16 protein-coding genes and 1 tRNA gene are annotated in these 21,233 nt (G+C 70.9%); 15 read left to right on the forward strand and 2 right to left on the reverse strand.

The features are described 5' to 3' along the window. From ACFU7D_RS18495 to ACFU7D_RS18535, 9 genes are all read left to right on the forward strand, one after another. The coding region (locus ACFU7D_RS18495) for an FGGY-family carbohydrate kinase (RefSeq protein ID WP_378869722.1) at positions 1-499 on the forward strand (499 nt) is incomplete at its 5' end. Between the two features lie 23 nt (positions 500-522). Beyond that, the gene (locus ACFU7D_RS18500; RefSeq protein WP_378869724.1) at positions 523-3,612 is read left to right on the forward strand and encodes a glycosyl hydrolase; all 3,090 of its coding nucleotides are present in this window, start codon (positions 523-525) and stop codon (positions 3,610-3,612) included. A 56-nt stretch (positions 3,613-3,668) separates the two neighbouring features. Continuing rightward, a complete protein-coding gene (locus tag ACFU7D_RS18505; protein ID WP_378731394.1) occupies positions 3,669-3,896 on the forward strand; it encodes a helix-turn-helix domain-containing protein in 228 nt (75 codons plus the stop codon). 9 nt (positions 3,897-3,905) lie between these two features. Next, entirely contained in the window at positions 3,906-4,673 is a 768-nt protein-coding gene (locus ACFU7D_RS18510) for a (Fe-S)-binding protein (protein WP_378869727.1), read from the forward strand. After that, positions 4,670-6,118, forward strand: a complete 1,449-nt coding sequence (locus ACFU7D_RS18515) for a lactate utilization protein B (protein ID WP_378869730.1) — start codon at positions 4,670-4,672, stop codon at positions 6,116-6,118. The genes ACFU7D_RS18510 and ACFU7D_RS18515 overlap by 4 nt, the downstream gene beginning before the upstream one ends. Beyond that, on the forward strand, positions 6,115-6,729 hold the full coding sequence (locus ACFU7D_RS18520) for a lactate utilization protein C (RefSeq protein ID WP_378869754.1): 615 nt from the start codon (positions 6,115-6,117) through the stop codon (positions 6,727-6,729). Before ACFU7D_RS18515 ends, ACFU7D_RS18520 begins: the two co-directional genes overlap by 4 nt. A 93-nt stretch (positions 6,730-6,822) precedes the next feature. Continuing rightward, entirely contained in the window at positions 6,823-9,993 is a 3,171-nt protein-coding gene (locus ACFU7D_RS18525) for a family 78 glycoside hydrolase catalytic domain (protein WP_378869733.1), read from the forward strand. Between the two features lie 59 nt (positions 9,994-10,052). Next, complete coding sequence (locus ACFU7D_RS18530) at positions 10,053-12,824, forward strand: family 78 glycoside hydrolase catalytic domain (protein ID WP_378869736.1); 2,772 nt, start codon at positions 10,053-10,055, stop codon at positions 12,822-12,824. A 31-nt stretch (positions 12,825-12,855) separates the two neighbouring features. After that, on the forward strand, positions 12,856-13,710 hold the full coding sequence (locus tag ACFU7D_RS18535) for a hypothetical protein (RefSeq protein WP_378869739.1): 855 nt from the start codon (positions 12,856-12,858) through the stop codon (positions 13,708-13,710). 5 nt (positions 13,711-13,715) lie between these two features. Here the strand turns inward: ACFU7D_RS18535 and ACFU7D_RS18540 are convergent, their stop codons facing one another. After that, positions 13,716-14,468, reverse strand: coding sequence for a GAP family protein (locus tag ACFU7D_RS18540; RefSeq protein ID WP_378869741.1), 753 nt, complete (start codon positions 14,466-14,468; stop codon positions 13,716-13,718). Positions 14,469-14,586: 118 nt separating this feature from the next. Here ACFU7D_RS18540 and ACFU7D_RS18545 point away from each other — a divergent pair, with 118 nt between their 5' ends. The 6 genes from ACFU7D_RS18545 (at position 14,587) to ACFU7D_RS18570 (ending at position 21,007) form a co-directional block, all read left to right on the forward strand. Continuing rightward, positions 14,587-15,864, forward strand: coding sequence for a sensor histidine kinase (locus ACFU7D_RS18545; RefSeq protein WP_378869744.1), 1,278 nt, complete (start codon positions 14,587-14,589; stop codon positions 15,862-15,864). Further along, positions 15,861-16,514, forward strand: coding sequence for a response regulator (locus tag ACFU7D_RS18550; RefSeq protein ID WP_378869746.1), 654 nt, complete (start codon positions 15,861-15,863; stop codon positions 16,512-16,514). The genes ACFU7D_RS18545 and ACFU7D_RS18550 overlap by 4 nt, the downstream gene beginning before the upstream one ends. A gap of 110 nt (positions 16,515-16,624) precedes the next feature. Further along, positions 16,625-17,050 (forward strand): ribonuclease domain-containing protein, encoded by a 426-nt coding sequence (locus ACFU7D_RS18555; RefSeq protein WP_091048779.1) that lies wholly within the window; start codon positions 16,625-16,627, stop codon positions 17,048-17,050. A gap of 265 nt (positions 17,051-17,315) precedes the next feature. Beyond that, positions 17,316-19,514, forward strand: coding sequence for a transglycosylase domain-containing protein (locus ACFU7D_RS18560; protein ID WP_378869749.1), 2,199 nt, complete (start codon positions 17,316-17,318; stop codon positions 19,512-19,514). 12 nt (positions 19,515-19,526) lie between these two features. Continuing rightward, positions 19,527-19,979, forward strand: a complete 453-nt coding sequence (locus ACFU7D_RS18565) for a DUF5990 family protein (protein ID WP_378869752.1) — start codon at positions 19,527-19,529, stop codon at positions 19,977-19,979. 65 nt (positions 19,980-20,044) lie between these two features. Beyond that, positions 20,045-21,007, forward strand: coding sequence for a GNAT family N-acetyltransferase (locus tag ACFU7D_RS18570; protein WP_378731371.1), 963 nt, complete (start codon positions 20,045-20,047; stop codon positions 21,005-21,007). Here the strand turns inward: ACFU7D_RS18570 and ACFU7D_RS18575 are convergent. Further along, positions 21,002-21,078 (reverse strand) — tRNA-Ile (locus tag ACFU7D_RS18575). The genes ACFU7D_RS18570 and ACFU7D_RS18575 overlap by 6 nt on opposite strands. Positions 21,079-21,233: the final 155 nt, after the last annotated feature.

Genomic DNA, 21,233 nt, shown 5'->3' on the forward strand with positions numbered 1-21,233 from the left:
CGCGGCCGCGGCGGAGCTCGAGCCGCTGCGTACGGTGGTCGACATCAACGACCCGCGGCTGCTCTTCCCGAGCACGTCGGCCGACCCGATGCCCGAGCGGATCGCCGCGCTGGCCGCGGAGTCCGAGGAGGCGATCCCGCACTCGCCGGCCGCGATCACCCGCTGCATCCTCGACAGTCTCGCTGTCGCCTACCGACGCCACGTCCGCACCGCGGCCGCCCTCGCGGACACCTCACCCGAGGTCGTCCACGTCGTCGGCGGCGGCTCCCAGAACGAGCTGCTCTGCCAGCTCACCGCGGACGCCTGCGGCCTGCCGGTTCTCGCCGGTCCGGTCGAGGCGGCCGCACTCGGCAACGTACTGGTGCAGGGCAGGGCTCTCGGGGCCGACCTGCCCGACCTCCCCGCGATGCGGGATCTGGTCCGCCGCTCCTACGACGTACGCCGCTTCGAGCCGCGCGACGGCCTCGACTGGGCCGCCGCAGAGGCCCGCATCTCCTGACCCTGCTCCCCGAAGGCACCCCCATGACCGACTCCTTCTCCACCCCCAGGCCCAACCCCAGGATCAGCCGCCGTGCGCTCTTCGGCGCCGCGGCAGCCACCCTCGGCACCGCTGCAGTCGCCGGTGCCCTCGGAAACGCGCCGGCGCAGGCGGCGGAGAGCGCCGCCGGCCTCCCGGACGCTTTCACGAAGGCGTTCCGCAAGCCCGGCACCGCCTCGGCGGCGGGCTTCCGCTGGTGGTGGCCCTACGGCCTGGTCGACCCGGCCGAGGTCGCCCGCGAGGTGGACACCGTGGCCGACGCCGGCTTCGGCGTGCTCGAGGTCGCGGTGGTCACCCACAGCCTGCGCGCCCGCGGCATCGAGGTCGACGTGGCGAAGTACGGCTGGGGCAGCTCGTCCTGGGTCGCCGGGGTGAAGGCGGCGCTGGCGCGGGGCGCGAAGCGAGACGTACGCATCGACCTGACCGTCGGTCCCTCGTGGCCGGCCGCGGTATCCACGATCACCCCGGACGACGACGCGGCCTGCAGCGAGCTCGCCTACGGCCGGGTCGACGTCGCCGCCGGGCAGACCTTCGACGACGCGCTCCCGGCTCCGCAGGGGGAGTCGCACGGCGACCGGGTCGAGCTGGTCACCGTCCAGGCGCACCGGATCACCGCCGCGACCTCCTCGATCACGACCCTCGACCCCGACTCCTACCTCGACCTCTCCGGACAGGTGAACGACGGGCGGCTGACCTGGACCGCACCGGCCGACCCGGCCGGCTCCTGGGTCGTCCTCGCCACCTGGCGCCGGGGGAGCGGACAGGAGCCCGAGGCAGGCCCGCACACCTCGCCGCGCTCCTACGTCGTCGACCACTTCAGCGACGCCGGCACCCGGGCGGTCGTCGACCTGTGGCAGGACACGATCCTCGACGGCGAGATGCGCTTCCTTCTCAAGAAGGCCGGCGGCTACCTCTTCGAGGACTCCCTCGAGATCGAGTCGGACGCCACCATCTGGACGCCGAAGCTGCTCGAGGAGTTCCGCACCCGGGCCGGCTACGACCTCCAGCCGTTCCTCCCGGTGGTGCTCGAGGTCGACGAGGCCTACCGCTTCGCGCTCGGCACACCCGGCGCTCCCGCGACGACCGACTCGCTGCGTACGAACCAGGTGCGCGACGACTTCAACCAGGTCCTCTCCGACCTCTACCGCGACCACCACCTGCTGCCGATGCAGCGCTTCGCGCGCTCGCTCGGGATGGGGCTGCGGATCCAGGCGTACGGGCTGGAGACCGACGCCACCGAGCACTCCGCGCTGCTCGACATCGCCGAGACGGAGTCGCTGGGCTTCAAGAACCTCGATGACTACCGGGTCATGGCCGGCGGCCGCGACATCGCCGGCAAGCAGGTGCTCTCCTGCGAGGCGATCTGCTACAACGGCGGCGCCTACAACACGACCTGGGGCGCCAACAGCACCAGCCCCACGGCGCAGAACCAGGCGCTGTTCACGATCAACAGCATCTTCGCCGCGGGCGTCAACCACGCGATGATCCACGGCTTCCCCTACGCCGCCGCCCCGGACGTCACCTGGCCCGGCTTCGCCGCGTTCTCGCCCTACTACAACGGCGCGATCGGCTACGGCGAGGCGTGGGGACCGCGGACCCCGCAGTGGGAGCACATCCCCGGGATCGCGCGCTACCTCGCCCGCACCCAGCTGGTCCTGCGGACCGGCCGCCCGACGTACGACATCGTCTTCCTGCGCCAGAAGGCCGGTGCCTCCACCGGCATCGGCCCGTTCTGGGTCACCAACGACGGCACCAAGCTCGGCTGGTCGCACTCGTTCATCACCTCCGCGCTGCTGACCCGCGACGACGTGAGGTTCGAGGGAGGGCGGCTGGCGCCGGACGGCCCGGCCTACAAGGTGCTCGTCATCGGCCCCGACAAGATCCGCAGCCGCGAGGTCACGATCGACCTGGAGGCCGCCCGCAAGGCGCTCGACCTGGGACGCGCGGGCCTGCCGATCGTCCTGGTCAACGACGCCGGCAAGGACTGGGGCCGCGACGCCACCCCGATCGGCCGCACCGACGAGGCCGCGGTCGCCGAGGTCCGTGACCTGATGACGAAGATCGCCGCGCTGCCGACGACCCGCAGCGTCCTGGAGGCAGGGGTCGGCGGCGCGCTCGCCGAGCTCGGAGTCGTACGCGACGTCGAGCACGCCGACTCCACCGTCATGCACGTGCGGCGCATCACCGGCAAGACCGACCTCTACTACCTCGCCAACGCGAGGCACGCCGAGAACCGGCGGCTCAACCCGGTGCGGCAGGACGTCTGGCTGACCGCCACCGACCGCGCCGCGGTGCCGTGGCTGCTGGACGCCTGGACCGGTGAGGTCACCCGGATCGCCGCCTACGAGCGTTCCGGGAGCCGGGTCCGCGTCAGCGTCGACCTGGTTCCTGGCCAGTCCACCGTGGTCGCTCTCGCGGCCCCGGGCGCGGGCGTCGCCCGCTCTGTTCTCCCCGTCGCCACCGCTGGCCAGGCCGTGGTGGCGCGGGGCGCCAACGTCGCGTTGCGCACGACGACCGCCGGCAGCTTCGAGCTCACCAAGGCCGACGGGCGGACGGTGAAGGTCGTCGTCGACCGGGTCCGAGAGCCGGTGACGCCGCAGTCCTGGGCGCTTGCGCTCGAGGACTGGAAGCCGGCCAACCCAACCGACCCCAAGGACCTCGCCACGACGAAGGAGGTCGTGACCAGCGACCTCGCGGCGCCGCAGTCCTGGTCGAAGGTCGCCGGCCTCGAGGACGTCTCCGGCATCGGCCGCTACCGCACGGTGGTGGACCTCGGCGAGGACTGGACCCGCGACGACGGTGCCTTCCTCGAGCTCGGTGATGTCAACGACACCTTCCGGGTGCGGGTCAACGGCGAGCTGCTGGCGCCGTGCGACCCGATGGACTCCGTGGTCGACCTGGGCCACGCGCTGGTCCCCGGCTCCAACACGATCGAGATCGAGGTGGCCTCGACGCTGCTCAACCGGCTGCGCACCGTCACCCCGTCGGTCTACGGCGTGGCGACCAGGCAGAGCTACGGGCTCGCCGGGCCGGTGCGGCTGGTGCCCTACGTCGAGAAGGTGGTGGCCGGATGAGCCCGGCGTCCCACCCTCACCCGCCGGTCAGCCTCATGCTGAGACAGGAGTGAACCGTGGCAGCCTCGGGCGGCGTACGACCATCTGCTCCCACCGACCTTCCCAAGGACGAGGTGGAGGTGCTGGCGTTGTTCGCTCGGGGCTACACGATCGAGCGGATCGCTCGTGCGCTGGGCATCTCCGAGCGGACCGTGCGGCGCCGTCTCCGGGCGGCCGCGGATGCGCTCGGAGCGGGGACGAGTGTGGAGGCGGTCGTGCGGGCCGTACGCACAGGACTCATCTGAACTGATTTGATGGTCACCAGAGACGAAGGAGGCTCGATGCGAGTCGCACTGATGGTCACGTGCATCAACGACGCGCTCTACCCGAGCACAGGTCAGGCCGTCGTACGCCTCCTGCGCCGGCTGGGCGTCGAGGTCGACTTCCCGCTGGCACAGACGTGCTGCGGGCAGCCGATGGTCAACACCGGCTACCTGGACGAGGCGGTCCCGGTGGTGCGTACGTTCGTGGACGCCTTCGCCGGCTATGACGCCGTCGTGACGCCGTCCGGATCGTGCGCGGGCTCGGCACGGCACCAGCACTCGATCGTGGCCCGCCGCTCCGGCGACGAGGCCCTCGAGAAGGCCGTCGCGGAGGTCGCCCCGAAGGTCTATGAGCTCTCCGAGTTCCTCGTCGACGTGCTCGGCGTGACCGACGTCGGCGCCTACTTCCCGCACAAGGTCACCTACCACCCGACCTGCCACTCGCTGCGGATGCTGGGAGTGGGGGACCGGCCACGTCAGCTGCTCGAGGCGGTCCGGGGGATCCGGCTGGTCGACCTGCCCGGGGCCGACCAGTGCTGCGGCTTCGGTGGCACCTTCGCGGTCAAGAACGCCGACACCTCGGTCGCCATGGGCGCCGACAAGGCCCGCCACATCCGCGAGACCGGCGCCGAGATCGTGGTCGCCGGCGACAACTCGTGCCTGACCCACATCGGTGGCGTGCTCTCCCGGCAGCGTTCGGGCGTACGCACCGTCCATCTCGCCGAGATCCTCGCCTCGACCGAGGGGGCTCTGCGATGACGGGCACATTCGTCGGAATGCCGGCCTTCCCGGAGGCCGCGCGCGAGGCCCTCGCCGACTCCCAGCTGCGCCACAACCTGGCCCACGCGACCGGCACCATCCGCGCCAAGCGGGCCAAGGTCGTCGCCGAGGTCCCCGACTGGGAGGAGCTGCGCCTGGCCGGTGCCGCGGTCAAGGAGCGCGCCCTGCGCGACCTCGACACCCAGCTCGTACGCCTCGAGGAGACCCTCACCGCCAACGGCGCGACCGTCCACTGGGCCCGTGACGCCGCCGAGGCCAACGCGATCGTCGCCTCGATCGCCAAGGCGCACTCCGCCGAGGAGGTCGTGAAGGTCAAGTCGATGGTGACCCAGGAGATCGGGCTCAACGAGGCGCTCGCCGAGGAGGGCATCGCGGCCTGGGAGACCGACCTGGCCGAGCTGATCGTGCAGCTCGGCGACGACCTGCCCTCGCACATCCTCGTTCCCGCGATCCATCGCAACCGGGCGGAGATCCGCGAGATCTTCCGCTCGAAGATGGCGGCGGCGGGCCGTCCGGCGCCGTCCGATCTGACCGATGAGCCGGCGGTGCTCGCGGGTGCAGCTCGCGAGCACCTGCGCGAGAAGTTCCTGCGCGCCAAGGTCGGCGTCTCCGGCGCCAACTTCGCGGTCGCCGAGACCGGCACGCTCGTGGTGGTCGAGTCCGAGGGCAACGGCCGGATGTGCCTGACCCTGCCCGAGGTGCTGGTCTCGGTGGTCGGCATCGAGAAGGTCGTCTCCCGCTGGGAGGACCTCGACCCGATGCTCAGGCTCCTGCCGAGGTCCTCGACCGGCGAGCGGATGAACCCCTACACCTCGGTGTGGTCCGGCGTCACCCCCGGAGACGGTCCGCAGGAGGTGCACGTCGTGCTCCTCGACAACGGCCGCACCCGCGCGCTGGCAGACGAGGTCGGCCGGCAGGCGCTGCGCTGCATCCGCTGCTCGGCCTGCCTCAACGTCTGCCCGGTCTACGAGCGCACCGGCGGTCATGCGTACGGCTCGGTCTACCCGGGCCCGATCGGCGCCATCCTCAACCCGCTGCTGAAGGGCGTGGGTCACGACGAGCAGACCGACTCGCTGCCCTATGCGTCCTCGCTGTGCGGCGCCTGCTTCGAGGTCTGTCCGGTACGTATCGACATCCCCTCCGTCCTGGTCGACCAGCGCGCCCAGGTGGTCGACGCCCATCGGGGCGGCGTGCCGAAGCCGGAGGCGGTGGCGATGAAGGGTGCGGCGTACGTCCTGGGGCGCTCGCGCCGCCTCTCCGCCGTCGAGCGCCTCACCGGTGTGGGGATGCGTGTCGCGCGTCGGTTCGGGCCGAAGGCCTGGCTCGGCGCGCGTGACCTGCCCGAGGCGCCGGGGGAGAGCTTCCGGGCGTGGTGGCTGCGCACGAACGGCGGGGGAACCGACGGCGGAAAGAACGAGAGCTGAGGATGGCCATGACCGACGCACGCACCGAGATCCTCGCCCGCGTCCGCGCGGCGCTGGCCGACGTCGAGCCGGCGCCGAGACCGGAGAGCGCCCCGGTCCCACGGGAGGTCACCGGCGACATCGTCGACCTCTTCGCCGAACGGGTCGCCGACTACCGCGCCGTCGTCGAGCGCTGCTCGCCCGACGACCTGGCGGACCGGATCGCCGCCGCCCTCCCCGCGGGCCAGGTGGTCGTCCCGCCCGGCCTCTCGATCCAGGTCGCCGACGCGATCCTCGACGACGGCACCCTCACCGCGGCCGAGCTGGACCGGATCGCGGCGGTCGTCACCGAGGCCCGGGTCGGCATCGCCGAGACCGGCACGATCGTCCTCGACCACGCCCCCGACCAGGGCCGCCGGGCGATCTCCCTGGTCCCCGACACCCACATCTGCGTGGTCCGTGAGGACCAAGTGGTCCCCGACGTCCCCGAGGCGATCGCCCTCCTCGACCCGGCCCGACCGCAGACCTGGATCAGCGGCCCCTCGGCCACCAGCGACATCGAGCTCGACCGCGTCGAAGGCGTACACGGCCCCCGCACCCTCCATGTCCTGGTGGTTTCCGGCGGAAGCTGACCGGATCCGGCCACGACCCTTCCCGACCATGTGACGGGCGTCATAGTCTCCGGGTAGCAGTGAAACGTATCAATCACGCTCCGGAGGACCCCCATGAAGCTCCGCCTGGCCGCGGTCGTCACCAGCGCCCTCATCACCGCCGTCGTCTCGGCGCCGGTCCCGGCTGCTGCTGTCGACGGCGCGGCCGCGACCCACCTCACCGTCTCGCAGCTGTCCTCGCCCCGTGACGTGGAGGATCTCGACTCGCCGCTGCTGGCCTGGCACGTTCCTTTCGCCGAGCAGAGCGCCTACCGCGTGCAGGTCGCCCGGGTCAGCGAGGGCATCGGTGCCGCCGGGGTGTGGGACTCAGGTCGCGTCACGTCCTCGGCGAGCACCAACGTGCCCTACGCCGGGCCGGAGCTCGAGTCGGAGCAGACCTACCGGTGGCGCGTACGCACCTGGGACGGGCGCGGAAAGGGCTCCGACTGGTCGAAGGCGGCCACCTTCACCACCGGTCCCGGCCAGGAGTGGGGTCAGGCGGAACCCATCTGGCTCGCCCCCGCCCGCGCCATCAGTTGGGGCGACGTCACCATCGACACCACCTTCCGGATCACGTCGCAGAACGCCACCATCGCCTTCCGGGCCACGGACGCCAGCAACTACTACATGTGGCAGTTCCGCGGCGACGGGGCCAACACCTTCGCTCCCCACAAGCGCGTGGGCGGCACCTTCACCCAGCTGGACTCGGTGCCGCTGCCCGGGCCGCTCGTCCGCGGGACGTCCTACCGGCTGCGCATCCAGGCGGAGGGTTCGACGATCCGCACGTGGCTCGACGACACGCTGATCGACACCCGCACTCTCACCGACTTCGCCGCCGGCACGGTGGGCTTCCGCACCGGCGGATCCGAGCGCAACGCGTGGGACGACCTGAGCGTCACCTCCGCCTCCGGCGAGGTCCTCTACGCCAACGACTTCTCCGCTGGCAGCGACTTCGCCTGCGGCGCCGTGGCGGGCGGCTGGCTCGAGATCGGCACCAACTCCAACTGCATCTACGGCGTCGAGTCGCAGGACTGGGCCTTCCTCCGGCACGAGTTCACCCTGCCGGACAAGCCGATCGCGGCCGCCACCCTCTACGCGACCGCATCCTCGACCGCACCCGGTCGGCAGTACGTCTACAAGGCATGGCTCAACGGTCGGTTCGTCGGCCTCGGTCCGACGCAGCCGATCCGCGGCGAGGCCCGCTACGACGGCTTCGACGTGACCGCCGCGCTCCGGCCGGGAGCCGACAACGCGATCGGCGTGCTCGGCTGGACGAGCAGCGACCGGCGCTTCCTCGGCCGGCTCGTCGTGGAGTACGCCGACGGCACCCGTGACGTGGTCGTGAGCAGTCCCCGGTGGCGAGCACTGGCGGGCGCGAAGGTCTTCCCTGCCGCCGGCAGCATCGGGACCTCGTTCTTCTCGGCGCCGAAGGAGAACCTGCAGTCGGCCCAGTGGCCCGAGGGCTTCGCCGAGCCGGGCTTCGACGACTCCGGCTGGAGCGACGCCGCGGCGCGCCCGGTCTTCGGCGACCTCCGCGCCGCCCCCACCGCGAAGGTGGAGCAACAGCTGAGGAAGCCGGTCAGCGTGGTGGAGAAGGCGCCCGGCCACTACTTCATCGACTACGGACGTACCTGGATCGGCGGTCTCTCCCTGGACCTCGACGGCACCGCGGGCCAGGTGCTCGACCTCCGGTTCGGCGAGGAGCTCTCCGCCCCCCAGACGGTGCGGTACGCCATGCGGACCGGCAACACCTACCAGGACAGGTGGACGCTGCGCGAGGGGCAGCAGCACCTGGAGACCTGGGGTATGCGGGTCTTCCGCTACGCGGAGGTCATCGGCGCCCCGACAGGCCTGGGCGCCGCCGACTTCCCCGCCCTCGCCCAGATCTACCCCTTCGACACCGACGAGGCGGTCTTCGACTCCGCCGACGACGACCTCGACCGCGTGTGGGCACTCTCGCGCAACACGATCGAGGCCACCAACCACGACCTCTACGTCGACTCCTGGAGCCGCGAACGCGGTGCCTACGAGGCCGACAGCTACCTGCAGATGATGGCCAACTTCTTCGTCTCCAGCGACCCGACCCTGGGCAACTACTCCCTGGACTACCTGCTCACCCGCAGGACGTGGCCGACCGAGTGGCCGATGTACACGATCCTGGCCTTCCACGACTCGTGGCAGCAGACCGGTGACACCGAGGCCCTGGCCCGCAACTACACCGCCCTGCAGGAGAAGCTGCCTCTGGAGTGGGTCGAGCAGTCGACAGGCCTCATCCGCAAGGACACCGGCCTGACCGGCGGCACCTGCACCGACTGCGACATCGTCGACTGGCCGGCCTCGGAGCGTGACGGCTACGTCTTCCGGCCCTACAACACCGTCATCAACGCGATCGGCCACCGGTCGTTCCGCGACATGGCGGAGATCGCGACGGCACTGGGCCACGACAAGGACGCGGCGACGTACACCGCCATCGCCGACCGCCTCCGGAACGCGGCCAACGAGCGGCTGTGGGACCCGGCCACGGGCGCCTTCCGCGACGGTCTGAACGCCGACGGCACCCCGATCCAGCACTGGGCGCTCCAGGCGAGCGTCTTCGCCACCGCGTTCGGGCTCGCCCAGGGCGAGGTCGCGCAACGCGCCGCGGACTACATCGGCACCCGTGGCATGGCCTGCAGCGTCTACTGCGCCGCCTTCGTCCTCGAGGCCCTCTACGACGGTGACCGCGGAGACGTCGCGCACCAGCTGCTGACGAGCACCGGGCTCCGCAGCTGGCTCAACATGATCGCGAAGGGAGCCGGCGCCACCGCGGAGGCCTGGGACACCTCCCTGAAGTCCAACATGACCTGGTCGCACCCCTGGGCGGCGTCGCCGGCCTACAACGTGCCGCAGGGCATGTTCGGCATCGAGCCCCTGGTGCCGGGCTACGCGGAGTTCCGCGTCCGGCCACAGCCCGCCGGGGTCCCCTGGGCCCACGTCACCCTGCCTACGCTCCGCGGTCGCATCGGCGCTGCGTACGCCACGACCGCGCGCGGCGTCGACGTCGGCGTGAGCGTTCCGGGCAACTCCCGGGCCGACGTCCTCGTACCGTCGCCGACCGGAGACCGGGTGTTCCTCGACGGGCGCTCGGTGCCCGCCACCCGTGAGGGCGATTACCTGGTGATCCAGGACGTGCCCTCCGGCTGCCACGTGCTCAGCACGAGCCCGGGCCAGAGCCCGGAGGCCGAACGGCTTCGCGCCGTCTGCTGAACCTGAAGGCTGTGGCCGGATCCGGCCACAGAAACGTATCAACTCGCTCGGAGGACCCCATGAAGCTCCGCCTGGCCGCGATCGTCACCAGCGCGCTCGTCGTCACCAGCCTCTCGGTCGCCATCTCCCCTTCGGGAGCGGCGCCGGGCAACACCGCACCTGACCGGCCCGTCGACCTGACCGTCGACGACATCACCCGACCGCTCAACACCGACCTGACCCCGCGGTTCGGCTGGCTGCCCCAGGACAGCGACGCCAACGAGGTGCAGAGCGCCTACAAGATCGAGGTACGCGACGCCGCCGGTGACATCGTCTGGGACTCCGACAAGGTGTCCTCCGCGCAGCAGTCCTACGTCGACTACGCCGGCGAGAACCTCGAGCCCGGCAGCAGCTACACCTGGCGGGTCAAGACCTGGGATCGCCGCAAGCAGCCCTCACGCTGGTCGGCCGACGCGGCCTTCGAGACCGGTCTCGACGACGCCGACTGGGCCGGCGCCAGCTGGATCCGGCGACCACCCGGCACCGCCGACAACCCCGCCCAGGAGCGCGACGAGTGGACCCTGGCCCGCACCGAGGTCGAGATCCCGGACGGCAGGATCGTCAGCGCCCGCAGCTACCTGGCCGCCAGCCACACCGCCGAGCTCTATCTCGGCGGCGAGCAGGCCGACCGGATGAGCAACTTCGGCTACCCGAGCGAGGGCTACTACCAGGCCGCGGACGTCACCGACCTGGTCACTCCCGGCGAGACCCTCGCCCTCGGCGTCAAGCTGCACTGGTTCAGTGGCGGCCAGGGCCGCGCCGCGGGCATCCCCGGCGTACTCCTGAAGCTCGAGCTCACCTATGCCGACGGTGAGACGACCACGATCGTCACCGACGGCTCCTGGAAGGTCCGCCGCGGCCCGTACGTCACCGTCGGCACCCGCAACGGCGAGGGCCTGTGGATCGAGCACCTCGACGGTCAGGCCGCGCGGGCGATCGGCGACTGGACCGCGCCCGGCTACGACGACACGACCTGGAGCGGCGCCGTCGTGGTCGGCGCCCACCCGGTGGCGCCGTTCACCCACCTGGAGGGCCAGCAGACCCGGCTCGAGGAGGCCGTCGTCCATCCCGAGCGCATGCTCAGAGCCGCCGATGGCACCCCGGTCGCGGACTTCGGCACGATCATCCCGGCCCGACCCGGCGTGCACTTCGCGGACGGAGTCGCCGGGCGGCAGGTCCCGATCCGGGCGGGTTACGAGCTCGCCGACACCGGCCGGGTCTCGACCACGGGACTCTCGACGCAGAGCACCAACATGTCCTTCCCCTACACCCAGGCCGCCGGCGCGCAGGACTACCTGGCGGTCGGCCACCTGGGCTTCCGCTACCTCGAGGTCCCTGGCGCCGGCGAGGAGATCACGACCGAGGACGTGACCGCGACCGTCGTCCACACCGCCTACGACGAGGACGGCGCAGCCACCTTCGAGAGCTCCGACGAGACCCTCGACGACGTCTGGGACCTGATGGACCGCTCGCTGCGCTACTCCGTGCAGGAGACCTTCGTCGACACCCCGACGCGCGAGCAGGGCCAGTTCCTGCACGACACCGCCAACATCTCGATCGGCCTGATGTCCTCCCAGCGCGAGCGGGTCGCCTCCCGCCAGGCGATCCGGGAGTTCCTGCTCAGCCAGGAGCGCTACTGGACCACCGGCAACGACGCCGGCCGCTACAACGCGGTCTACCCCAACGGCGACGGCAAGCGCGACATCCCCGACTTCACCGAGGTCGTCCCCGACTGGATCTGGCGCTACTACCTCGAGACCGGCGACAAGGCCGTCCTCGAGGACGCCTATGACAACCTCACCGCCACCGCCGGTTACATCCGCCGTCACATCGCCACCAGCGGTCCGACCCAGGGGCTGGTCACCAACCTGTCTGGCGGCTCCGGCCAGTACCTGTACGGGATCGTCGACTGGCCCGCCCACGGCCGCTTCGGCTACGACATGACCACTGCCGCCAGGACCACGGTCAACGCACTCGGCGTCGACGTGCTCCGCAAGGTCGCGGTGATCGGCGAGGAGCTGGACCGCCCGGCCGAGGAGGTCGCCGCGCTCGACTCCGATGCCGACGCCCTCGCCGCCCGGATGAACCAGACGCTGCGCAAGGCCGACGGGACCTACGTCGACGGACTGCTCGCCGACGGCACCCAGTCGGCCCACGCCGGACAGCACGCGACCTCGTACGCCATCGCCTTCGGCGTCGCACCGGAGCAGGACGTCCCCGCGCTCGGTGAGCAGATCGCCGCCCAGGGGATGAAGCAGGGCCCGATGACCGCCCACGTGCTGCTCGAGGCGCTCGCCGACTCCGGCGCGGGCGAGGGTGTGCTGAACCTGCTGACCAACGAGGACGACTATGGCTGGGCCGGCTGGCTCGCCGACGGCGGCACCTTCACTCCCGAGGCCTGGGAGCTGAGCGGCTCGGCCAACAGCGCCTCCCACGGCTGGGGCTCGCGCGGCATCCTCGACATCACCGAGTCGGTGCTCGGCATCCGCACCACCGCCCCGGGCGCCGCCGAGGTCGAGATCGGCATGCCGGCCACCGGCCTGACCCACGCCAAGGGCTCCGTGGCCACCCAGCGCGGCCGCGTCGCCTCCGCCTGGACCCGCAGCGGCTCCGGCGCCGTCACTCTCCGCGCCACGATCCCGGTCAACGTCACCGCCGTCGTACGCCTCCCCGCAGGCTCCTACCTGGCCACCGGCCCCGGCAGGACCGCCCCGGAGCGCCTCGGCACCGAGAACGGCATCACCTCCTACCGGATCGGCTCCGGTGCCTGGACCTTCAAGAAAGGGGCATGAACAGGTGCCGTGACTCCGCTAATCTGCGGCAGTGCGCCGAATCGCCGTGCTCGCCGCGGGTCTTCTGATCGGGACGGCCCTGGCCGCCTGCGGGACGACCGAGCCGCGCGAGACGGCCTGGCCAGACGGGCTGACCGCCTACCTCGACCAGACCCGGCTCCAGCGCAACACCGGTGAGGCGTTCGTACGCCTCGTCAACGACACCGGCTCCACGATCGAGGTCTCGCGCCTCGAGGTGAGCAGCGACCGGTTCCGAGCCGGATGGAAAGGCTCGGAACCGGTCGACCCGGAGATGGACTTCGACTTCGACATGCCGCGCGGAAAGTGCGGCGAGGGCGGGGACGCCGACGTGACCATCACTTGGCGCGAGACCGGCAAGGGCGGGGACGAGGCGGGGGAGTGGCGCACCAGCTCCGGCCACGCCGAGGACAGGTACGCCAACGTCGACCGCCTCCTCGACCGCGACTGTGCCGAGCGCACCCTGACCGAGGCGGCCGAGATCACGGTCGGGGATCCCCGGGTCGAGGGCGAGGGCAAGCAAAGCGTCTTCGTCCTCCCGGTCACCTTCACCCCGACCGAGAAGGCCCCCGAGGTCACCTTCGACGGCTGGGAGGGCACCGTCCTCTTCCAGCTCGCCGCCGAGACGCCGACCTGGCCGCGGTTCACACCGCACCCGATGACGGGCGAGGCGGCCACCCTCGAGCTGCGGGTCCTGCCCGCCCGCTGCGACCCGCACGCACTGGCCGACGACAAGGTCGGCAGCCTCTTCCGCGTCCATGTCGGTGGCCCCGGAGTCCCTGACGGGGCCAGCTACTTCATGAAGCTCAGCAAGGCGCAGAAGCGTGCCCTCTACGACTTCCTGCCCGGCTACTGCGGCTGGGAGTGAGAGTCTCAGCCGAAGAGCGGCCCGAGCGCTGCCCGGGCGAGCAGGAACCCGACGATGCCTACGGCCCACGCGGTCGCGCTCGCGGCGTGCTTGACCAGCCAGCCGTCGAGGAGGGCCAGCGGCCGCGCAACCAGAGGAGCGGCGAAGACGCGGGCGGCGGTGAGCACGAGCGCCGGAGCGATCATCACCACGCAGTAGCCGAGCACCCACAGACCTGAGACCGGCCAGTCCGGCCCCTGGGTCCCGATCACCCCGATCGCGGCGAGGTAGGGGAGCATCGAGGCGGCCTCGACCAGCCCGGCCAGCACCGCCAGCGCGGCCAGTGCCGAGGCTGAGCCGGACTCCGAGGCGACGGCTCGCTCGCGCCAGCGGAGCAGGCGGCTCGGGGGTTCGGGGGCGTCGGTCCGTTGCCTGCCCGACCCGGGAGGGTCCAGCTTGAAGCTCAGCGCGAACAGTCCGACCCCCACGAGCAGCTGTCCCCACAGGAACGGGCGCGAGTCGCTCAGCCCGGAGACCGTGTCGGCCACGGCCGAGCCTCCCAGCAGGATCGCGATGCCGAGCAACGCGTAGAAGCCGGCGAGCGCACCCAGATAGACCAGGATCCGTCCGGGCCGCACCCGGCCCGGCGCCATCAGCAGCCACACCGGGATCAGCAGGGTGCCGAAGCTGGTCGAGTCGATCAGCGCCAACACTGCCAGCGCGACGTACGTAGCGGTGCCGCCGAGATCGCCGGTCAGCGGTCCGAGGTCGATGTCCATGCCCCGAGGCTCGCGTGCGGCCGGTCCCGTGCGCGTCGGCCGAACCGGTGATCCTTCCGCGCGGAGATACATCCTTCGGATGACCTCGGGGAGGCGGCGTACGTGCTGAGATGGTGCCGTGGAGACCCTGCTGCAGCAGCTGCCGGCGGCGCTTCTCGGCGGCGGCACGAGCCTTCGCGCCGCGGACCGCCGTCTGGCCTGGCTCGACGCGGTGGTCGTCCTCGTCGCCGGTCTCGCGCTGCACGCGCTGGGGCAGGTAGGGGGCGTACGCGGCCTGCACCCCTTCGGCATCGACCTGGACAGCGTGCCGATCTGGTGGCATCTCGTCCCGCTCGCCCTCGCGGCCGGAGCGCTCGTGCTCAAGCGGCGCCGGCCGCTCGCGGTACAGGCCGTCGTCGCCCTCTGTTTCGGGGCAGACCTGCTGCTCGGGGGCAGCATCGCGATGGTGGTGGTGCTCTGGGACGCGCTCTTCGCCGGCCAGCTGCACGGATCGCCGCTGGCGCGGCGCATCGCCTCCGTGGCCGTCGCGGTGGCCATCGCGGCCGCCGTCGTCGCCTCCGCCGCGGCCACCTCCGACCCACGCACCCCCGTCGTGCTCGCGCTCACCCTCTTCGCGATCGTCGTCACCCCGATGTGGTGGGGCAGCAACGTACGTCAGGGCAGCGAGCTCGCCGACGCCGCCGAGGACCGGGCCCGGCTCGAGCGGGAGCGCAGCGCCGCGCTGCTGCGCCTGGCCGATGCGCAACGGCACGACGCGGTCCGGGCCGAGCGCTCCGCGGTCGCCCGTGACCTGCACGACGTCGTCGCCTCCCACCTGTCCGCCATCGCGCTGACCTCGGGCGCGGCGCTGGCCGGTGAGCACGACCCGGAGCGCGACCGGGCGGCGCTGCGATTGGTGCGGGCCGAGAGCCTGGCCTCGCTGGACGACATGCGCGCGATGATCCGCGTGCTGCGCTCCGACGGCGGGCCCGGTGACGCCGAGGACCTCACCGCCGCCTCCCGCGCCGCCAACCTCGGCCCCGTTCTGGAGCAGGCGCGGCTGGCCGGCCTGACGCTGCGGGTCGACGACCCCGGTGGGCTTCTCGACGGCGCCGACCTCGCGCTGCCGGTTGCGGTCGACCACGCCGTCTACCGGATCGTGCGCGAGTCCCTGACCAACGTGCTCAAGCACGGTGGTGGCACGACCCACCTGCGCCTGGTCCCCGGAGCCACCCTCGAGATCGAGGTGACCGATGCCGGTGATGCCCAGGAGTCCGCGGCCGAGGCCGGCACCGGCACCGGGCTGGTGTCGATGCGCGAACGCGCCGAAGCGCTCGGCGGCACGTTCGAGGCCGGCCCCGACGGACCCGGCTGGCGGGTCCGGGCGGTCCTGCCGCTCCCGGGAGCGAGCGCATGATCCGCGTCCTGCTCGCCGACGACCATGCCGCCATCCGCGCGGGCCTGCGCATGCTCCTGGCCACCGCCGGCGACATCGAGGTGGTGGGGGAGGCCGCCGACGGCGCGACCGCGGTCGCCAACGCGCGGGCGCTGCGCCCCGACGTCGTCCTGATGGACGTACGCATGCCCGGCACCGACGGCGTGACCGCGACCCGCCAGGTCGTGGACGAGGGGCTCGCCGACGTACTCGTGCTCACCACCTTCGACCTGGACGAGTACGTCTTCGGTGCCCTCCGCGCCGGCGCGGCCGGGTTCCTGCTCAAGTCGGCGGAGGCCGCCGACCTGGTCGACGCGGTCCGGCACGTCGCCGCGGGCGACGGCGTGGTCGCTCCGGAGGTGACCCGCCGGGTGCTCGCCGAGCTCGCCGGCGCACCCGACCGATCCGGCCCGGCGGCCACGCGCGGCGTACCTCTTCCTGCCGATCTCACACCTCGGGAGAGGGACGTGCTCGCTGCCTTGGGCCAGGGCCTGTCCAACGCGGAGATCGCCGGGCGGCTGGTGATCTCCGAGGCGACCACGAAGACCCATGTATCCCGCGTCCTGGCGAAGCTCGGCGTCGCCTCGCGGGTCCAGGCGGCGATCCTCGCGCGCGAGGCGGGCATCGTCTGAAGGCACGCTCACACCCCAGAGTTCACCGGTTCGTGACCTTCGGAGCCCCCATCCGGACGGGTCAGGTAGCAGAATTACCAACCGTCCGTAACGCACACACTGGAGGATTCATGTCCGGGAAGAACCGCTCCGTGCTCACGATGCTCAAGCTGCTCCTGGCAGCTCTCGTCGCCACCACCGGCCTGCTCGGTGGGAGCGTCGCGCTCGCCCCCGCCGCCCAGGCCGACTGGATCGAGAGCTGCACCCACAAGGGCTGTGCCGAGGCCCTCGACTCCAACGAGGTCTGGGCCTCGCTGGGCTACCCGACCAACCGTGGCTGGCACGACTGGCCGCCCACCGGCACCTGCAACTTCTCCGGTGGCACCTACAACAACTACGAAGGGGAGCTGCCCTCGGGCCACTCCTACCTCGAGTTCGACGTGACCCCGCGTGAATGCGGTGCGCAGCGCCAGTCCTACCGGCTCGTGGTGGACACCACAACGGGGGACGTCTACTTCACCCCCGACCACTACAGCACCTTCTACTTCCTGGTCTGAGCCTTTCGAAAACGGGCCTCTGACCTGGGCAGACACGGCATCGCCGGCCCAGGTCGGAGGCCCGTTCGCGTGCTGATGACCTCCTGAGACCTCGCTGAGCCCCGGCTGAGACGTCGAGAACACGGGTCCGAGGATCGCGGAGCGGCTGGATGCCCGCCGTACTCTAGGGACGTTTGTGACCGCGGGAGGGGACATCGTGAGCTGGCAGGGCAATCCGCCTTACATACCGACACCGACGCCGAAGAAGAAGCGAGGAAAGAAGGTCTTGAAGGCCTTCTTCATCGTGATTCTGGTCGGCGCGCTGATCGGTTCCCTGGGTGTGATCGTGGCCTACAACGCCATCCCGATCCCCAACGCCAACGCCGCCTACGAGAAGGAGACCTCCTTCGTCTACTACCGCGGCGGCAAGGACGAGCTCGGGCGTTACATCGCCGACTCGCAGGACCGCGACTCGCTGCCCTATGACGAGATTCCGCAGCTGATGAAGGACGCAGCGGTCGCCGCGGAGGACCGTACGTTCTGGACCAACAGCGGCATCGACCTCAAGGGCATCGCCCGCGCGCTGGTGAACAACAACACCGGTGGCGCCCAGTCCGGTGCCTCGACGATCACCCAGCAGTACGTCAAGAACCTCTACCTCACCCAGGAGCGCACCTACACCCGCAAGGTGAAGGAAGCGGTCATCTCGCTGAAGATCAGCCGGCAGAAGTCCAAGGAGGACATCCTCGCCGGCTACCTCAACACCATCTACTTCGGTCGTGGCGCCTACGGTGTCGAGGCCGCGTCGAACGCCTACTTCCACAAGCCGGCCGCGGAGCTCACCCTCCAGGAGGCCGCCGCCCTGGCCGCGATCCTCAACGACCCCAACGACCTCGACCCGAGCAACGGCGAGGAGGCGGTCGCCGAGCTCGATGGCCGCTACCGCTACGTCATCAACTCGATGGTCAAGATGGAGATGGTCGACGCCGCCGAGGGGGAGAAGGCCAAGCAGTCGCTCCCGAAGTTCAAGAAGCCGCGCTCCGACAGCCGCTACGGCGGCCAGAAGGGTCACGCGCTCAAGCTGGTCCGCGACGAGCTCCTCAAGCTCAAGGACGAGCAGGGCAACCCGCTGGTCACCGAGGACGAGATCAACGGCGGCGGGCTCCGCATCACCACCACGCTGACCAAGAAGACGATGAAGACCGCGGAGGATGCGGTCAACGACGTACGTCCGGACGACAAGAAGGCCTATATCGAGGGCGACGTCTCCGACGAGCTGCACGTCGGCGCGGCGACGGTCGACGTCAAGACCGGCGCCCTGCGCGGCTTCTACGGTGGCCAGGACTACCTGGAGTCGCAGATCAACTGGGCCTCGAGCAGCGCCACGATGGCCGGGTCGACGATGAAGCCGTTCACCCTCGCCGCCGCCCTGAAGTCGGGCTACTCGCTCAAGGACACCTGGAACGGCAACTCGCCGATGGAGTTCCCCGGCGGTGTGAGCGTACGCAACTCCGGCCAGAGCGCGGCCGATCCGAACGGCCACAGCTACGGCTCCAACGTCAGCAGCCTTCAGGCGATGGAAGACTCGATCAACACCGCCTTCGTCGAGATGTCCGACTCGCTGCCCAACGGCAGCAAGGACGTCTACGACATGGCCGTACGCTCCGGCATCCCGCGCGGCGACCGCAGCGACCCCGCCTACCCGGGCATCCCGATGAAGTCGGGTGGGGACATGCAGCCCGAGAACTTCCTGCTCACGCTGGGCAACTCGACCGTCAGCCCGATCAACATGGCCAACTCCTACGCCACGATCGCCAACGGCGGAGTGCACAACGACGTCTACGTCGTCTCCAAGGTGGTCGACGCCGACGGCACCGTCCTCTACGAGCACGACGACACCGCGGACAGCAAGCGGGCGATGGACGAGGACGTCGCCGCCGACACCTCCTACGCCCTCCAGCAGGTCGTCTCCAGCGGCACCGGCCAGGCCGCCAGCGCGGTGGTCCAGCCGGCCGCGGGCAAGACCGGCACCGCGACCAACGACAAGGACGAGGTCTCCTCGGCCTGGTTCGTCGGCTACACCCCGCAGCTCTCCACCGCCGTGGCCTACAGCCGAGGCCAGGGCAGCGGCGCTCTCGACGGCTGGCTCGACACCTTCTTCGGCGCCGACTACCCGGCCGACACCTGGGTCGAGATCATGGGTGCGCTGACCGACGAGCTCGACTACGAGGAGTTCCCGCCACCGGCCCAGCTCGACGGGGACGCCCCGGAGTCCGGCCACGCACCCTACGTCCCGCCGAGCCCGGATCCCGAGCCGACCGAGGAGCCGGAGCCGTCGAACACGCCGCCGCCGTCCCCGACGCCGACGCCGACTCCCACACCGACGCCCACTCCGACCCCGACGCCGACTCCGTCGCCGACCAAGACGCCCGGTCCGCCTGACCCCGACCCCGACGACCCCTCGACCGAGCCCGGGCCGCTCTGAGGCGGTTGGTCGGTGTCCGGGGCGAACGGAACGGTGCTGCTCGAGATCCGTGGTCACAACCTCCCAGGTCGGACCTGGCATCTGGACGATGGTCCCTGCCACAACGTCCATGTCGGCATCCAGCGGGGAAAGCACCCGGTCGACCTGGTGCCCGGCGACAGTGAGACCGCGGTCTGGAAGACCGAGATCGAGCTCCGCGACGTCGACGCCGGTCTCGACTTCCGCGGCGACGCGGTGCAGGGCAGACGCGGAGCCAGGTTCGTCTATCTGACCTGGGGTGACCTGGGCGGCGACGGTTTCACGATGTTTCGTCGCGCGAAACTGATGCTCGACGATCTCGCCCCGATGGTGGCGTCCGGCCGGACCGGGCAGCACGTCATCGCCACCGTCGACCTCACCGACGAGTGCGGCGGCCCGCGCTGCGCTCGACTGGCCGCGCCGGCCCTCCAGCTCCGAAACAGATGATGTGTCAACGCTTGCTGGGGGACCTCATTTCCCGCGACCTTGCCCGACACGGTTAGATAGTGCCCGTGTCAGTGATCGCCCCCGTCGACGTCCACGATGACACCGCTCTGAAGGCTTGGTACGCCGTGGAGGCGGCATCGATGGCCTTCGATCGACCCTACGCGTCGCACCGCACCTTCGAGGCGCTCGCCAATTCCGTGCGCACCCCGCACGACCACGGCCGCCGCGTCCTCCTCGCCGCGAAGGAGCAGGGCGAGACGATCGGCATCGCCGAGCTCGACCTTCCGGAGGAGGAGCGGAGCCATGTCGTCGAGCTGGGCATCCATGTTCTCCCCGTGCACCGCTGGCGCGGGGTCGGCACCGAGCTGTGGCGAGCCGCCGATGACGTACGCCGCACCAGCGGCCGCACCCTGACGACCGCCGAGGTGACCATCCCCCCGAAGTCGTCCCTGGCCTTCGCGCGGGCGCTCGGCTTCAAGTCCGTACGCCGCGAGGACCACCTCGCCGCCGATCTCCCGTTGCCTCACAAGCCCTTCAAGGTGCTCGGCTACGAGCTCCTGATGTGGGAGGACCGCACCCCCGAGGAGCTGCTCGCCCAGTTCGTCGGCCTGCGCAACCAGATGGGCAAGGAGATGCCGGGCAAGACCGAGCAGGACACGGTCGCCCACACCGCCGACCGCATCCGTTCGGCCGAGAAGAGCACCGCCCGCTCCTACGACCGCATCACCGCCGCCGCCCGTGAGATCCTCACCGGCGAGCTCGTCGGCTACTCGGTCATCTTCCTGGCCCACGGCAGCGACGAGGCCATCCAGGACGACACCTTCGTCAAGTCCGCCCACCGCGGCCACAAGCTGGGCCTCGCCCTCAAGGTCGCAACCCTCGCCGCCGTCCAGCGCGACCACCCCGAACGCACCAGCATCCACACCTGGACCGACCCGTCCAACGACGTCATGCAGCGCATCAACCGCCAGTTCGGCTTCCGCAAGATCGAGCTCATGCACGAGGTCCAGCGCACCGATCGTTGGTAGGCCGTGCGGGGCTCGAACCCGCGACCCAAGGATTATGAGTCCTCTGCTCTAACCGACTGAGCTAACGGCCCGGGCAGATCCTAGCGGGCATGGCAGTTCCGAGTTTCAGGACACCACGTGCATTGGCAGTCCCCGACCGGCCCGCCCATTGCAGGCCTACAGAGAAAACGTGCGGCAGCCCCGGCGTTCGCGCACGTTGTACGGCACATCGTCGACAGCCGGTGGC

It is taken from the genome of Nocardioides sp. NPDC057577 (genome assembly GCF_042801335.1).
Classification (GTDB): domain Bacteria; phylum Actinomycetota; class Actinomycetes; order Propionibacteriales; family Nocardioidaceae; genus Nocardioides.

Coding starts and splice junctions, on each gene's coding strand:
- ACFU7D_RS18540 (WP_378869741.1), bottom strand. CDS start 14,468: ATGGACATCGACCTCGGACCGCTGACCGGCGATCTCGGCGGCACCGCT.
- ACFU7D_RS18555 (WP_091048779.1), top strand. CDS start 16,625: ATGTCCGGGAAGAACCGCTCCGTGCTCACGATGCTCAAGCTGCTCCTG.
- ACFU7D_RS18550 (WP_378869746.1), top strand. CDS start 15,861: ATGATCCGCGTCCTGCTCGCCGACGACCATGCCGCCATCCGCGCGGGC.
- ACFU7D_RS18530 (WP_378869736.1), top strand. CDS start 10,053: ATGAAGCTCCGCCTGGCCGCGATCGTCACCAGCGCGCTCGTCGTCACC.
- ACFU7D_RS18510 (WP_378869727.1), top strand. CDS start 3,906: ATGGTCACCAGAGACGAAGGAGGCTCGATGCGAGTCGCACTGATGGTC.
- ACFU7D_RS18525 (WP_378869733.1), top strand. CDS start 6,823: ATGAAGCTCCGCCTGGCCGCGGTCGTCACCAGCGCCCTCATCACCGCC.
- ACFU7D_RS18515 (WP_378869730.1), top strand. CDS start 4,670: ATGACGGGCACATTCGTCGGAATGCCGGCCTTCCCGGAGGCCGCGCGC.
- ACFU7D_RS18500 (WP_378869724.1), top strand. CDS start 523: ATGACCGACTCCTTCTCCACCCCCAGGCCCAACCCCAGGATCAGCCGC.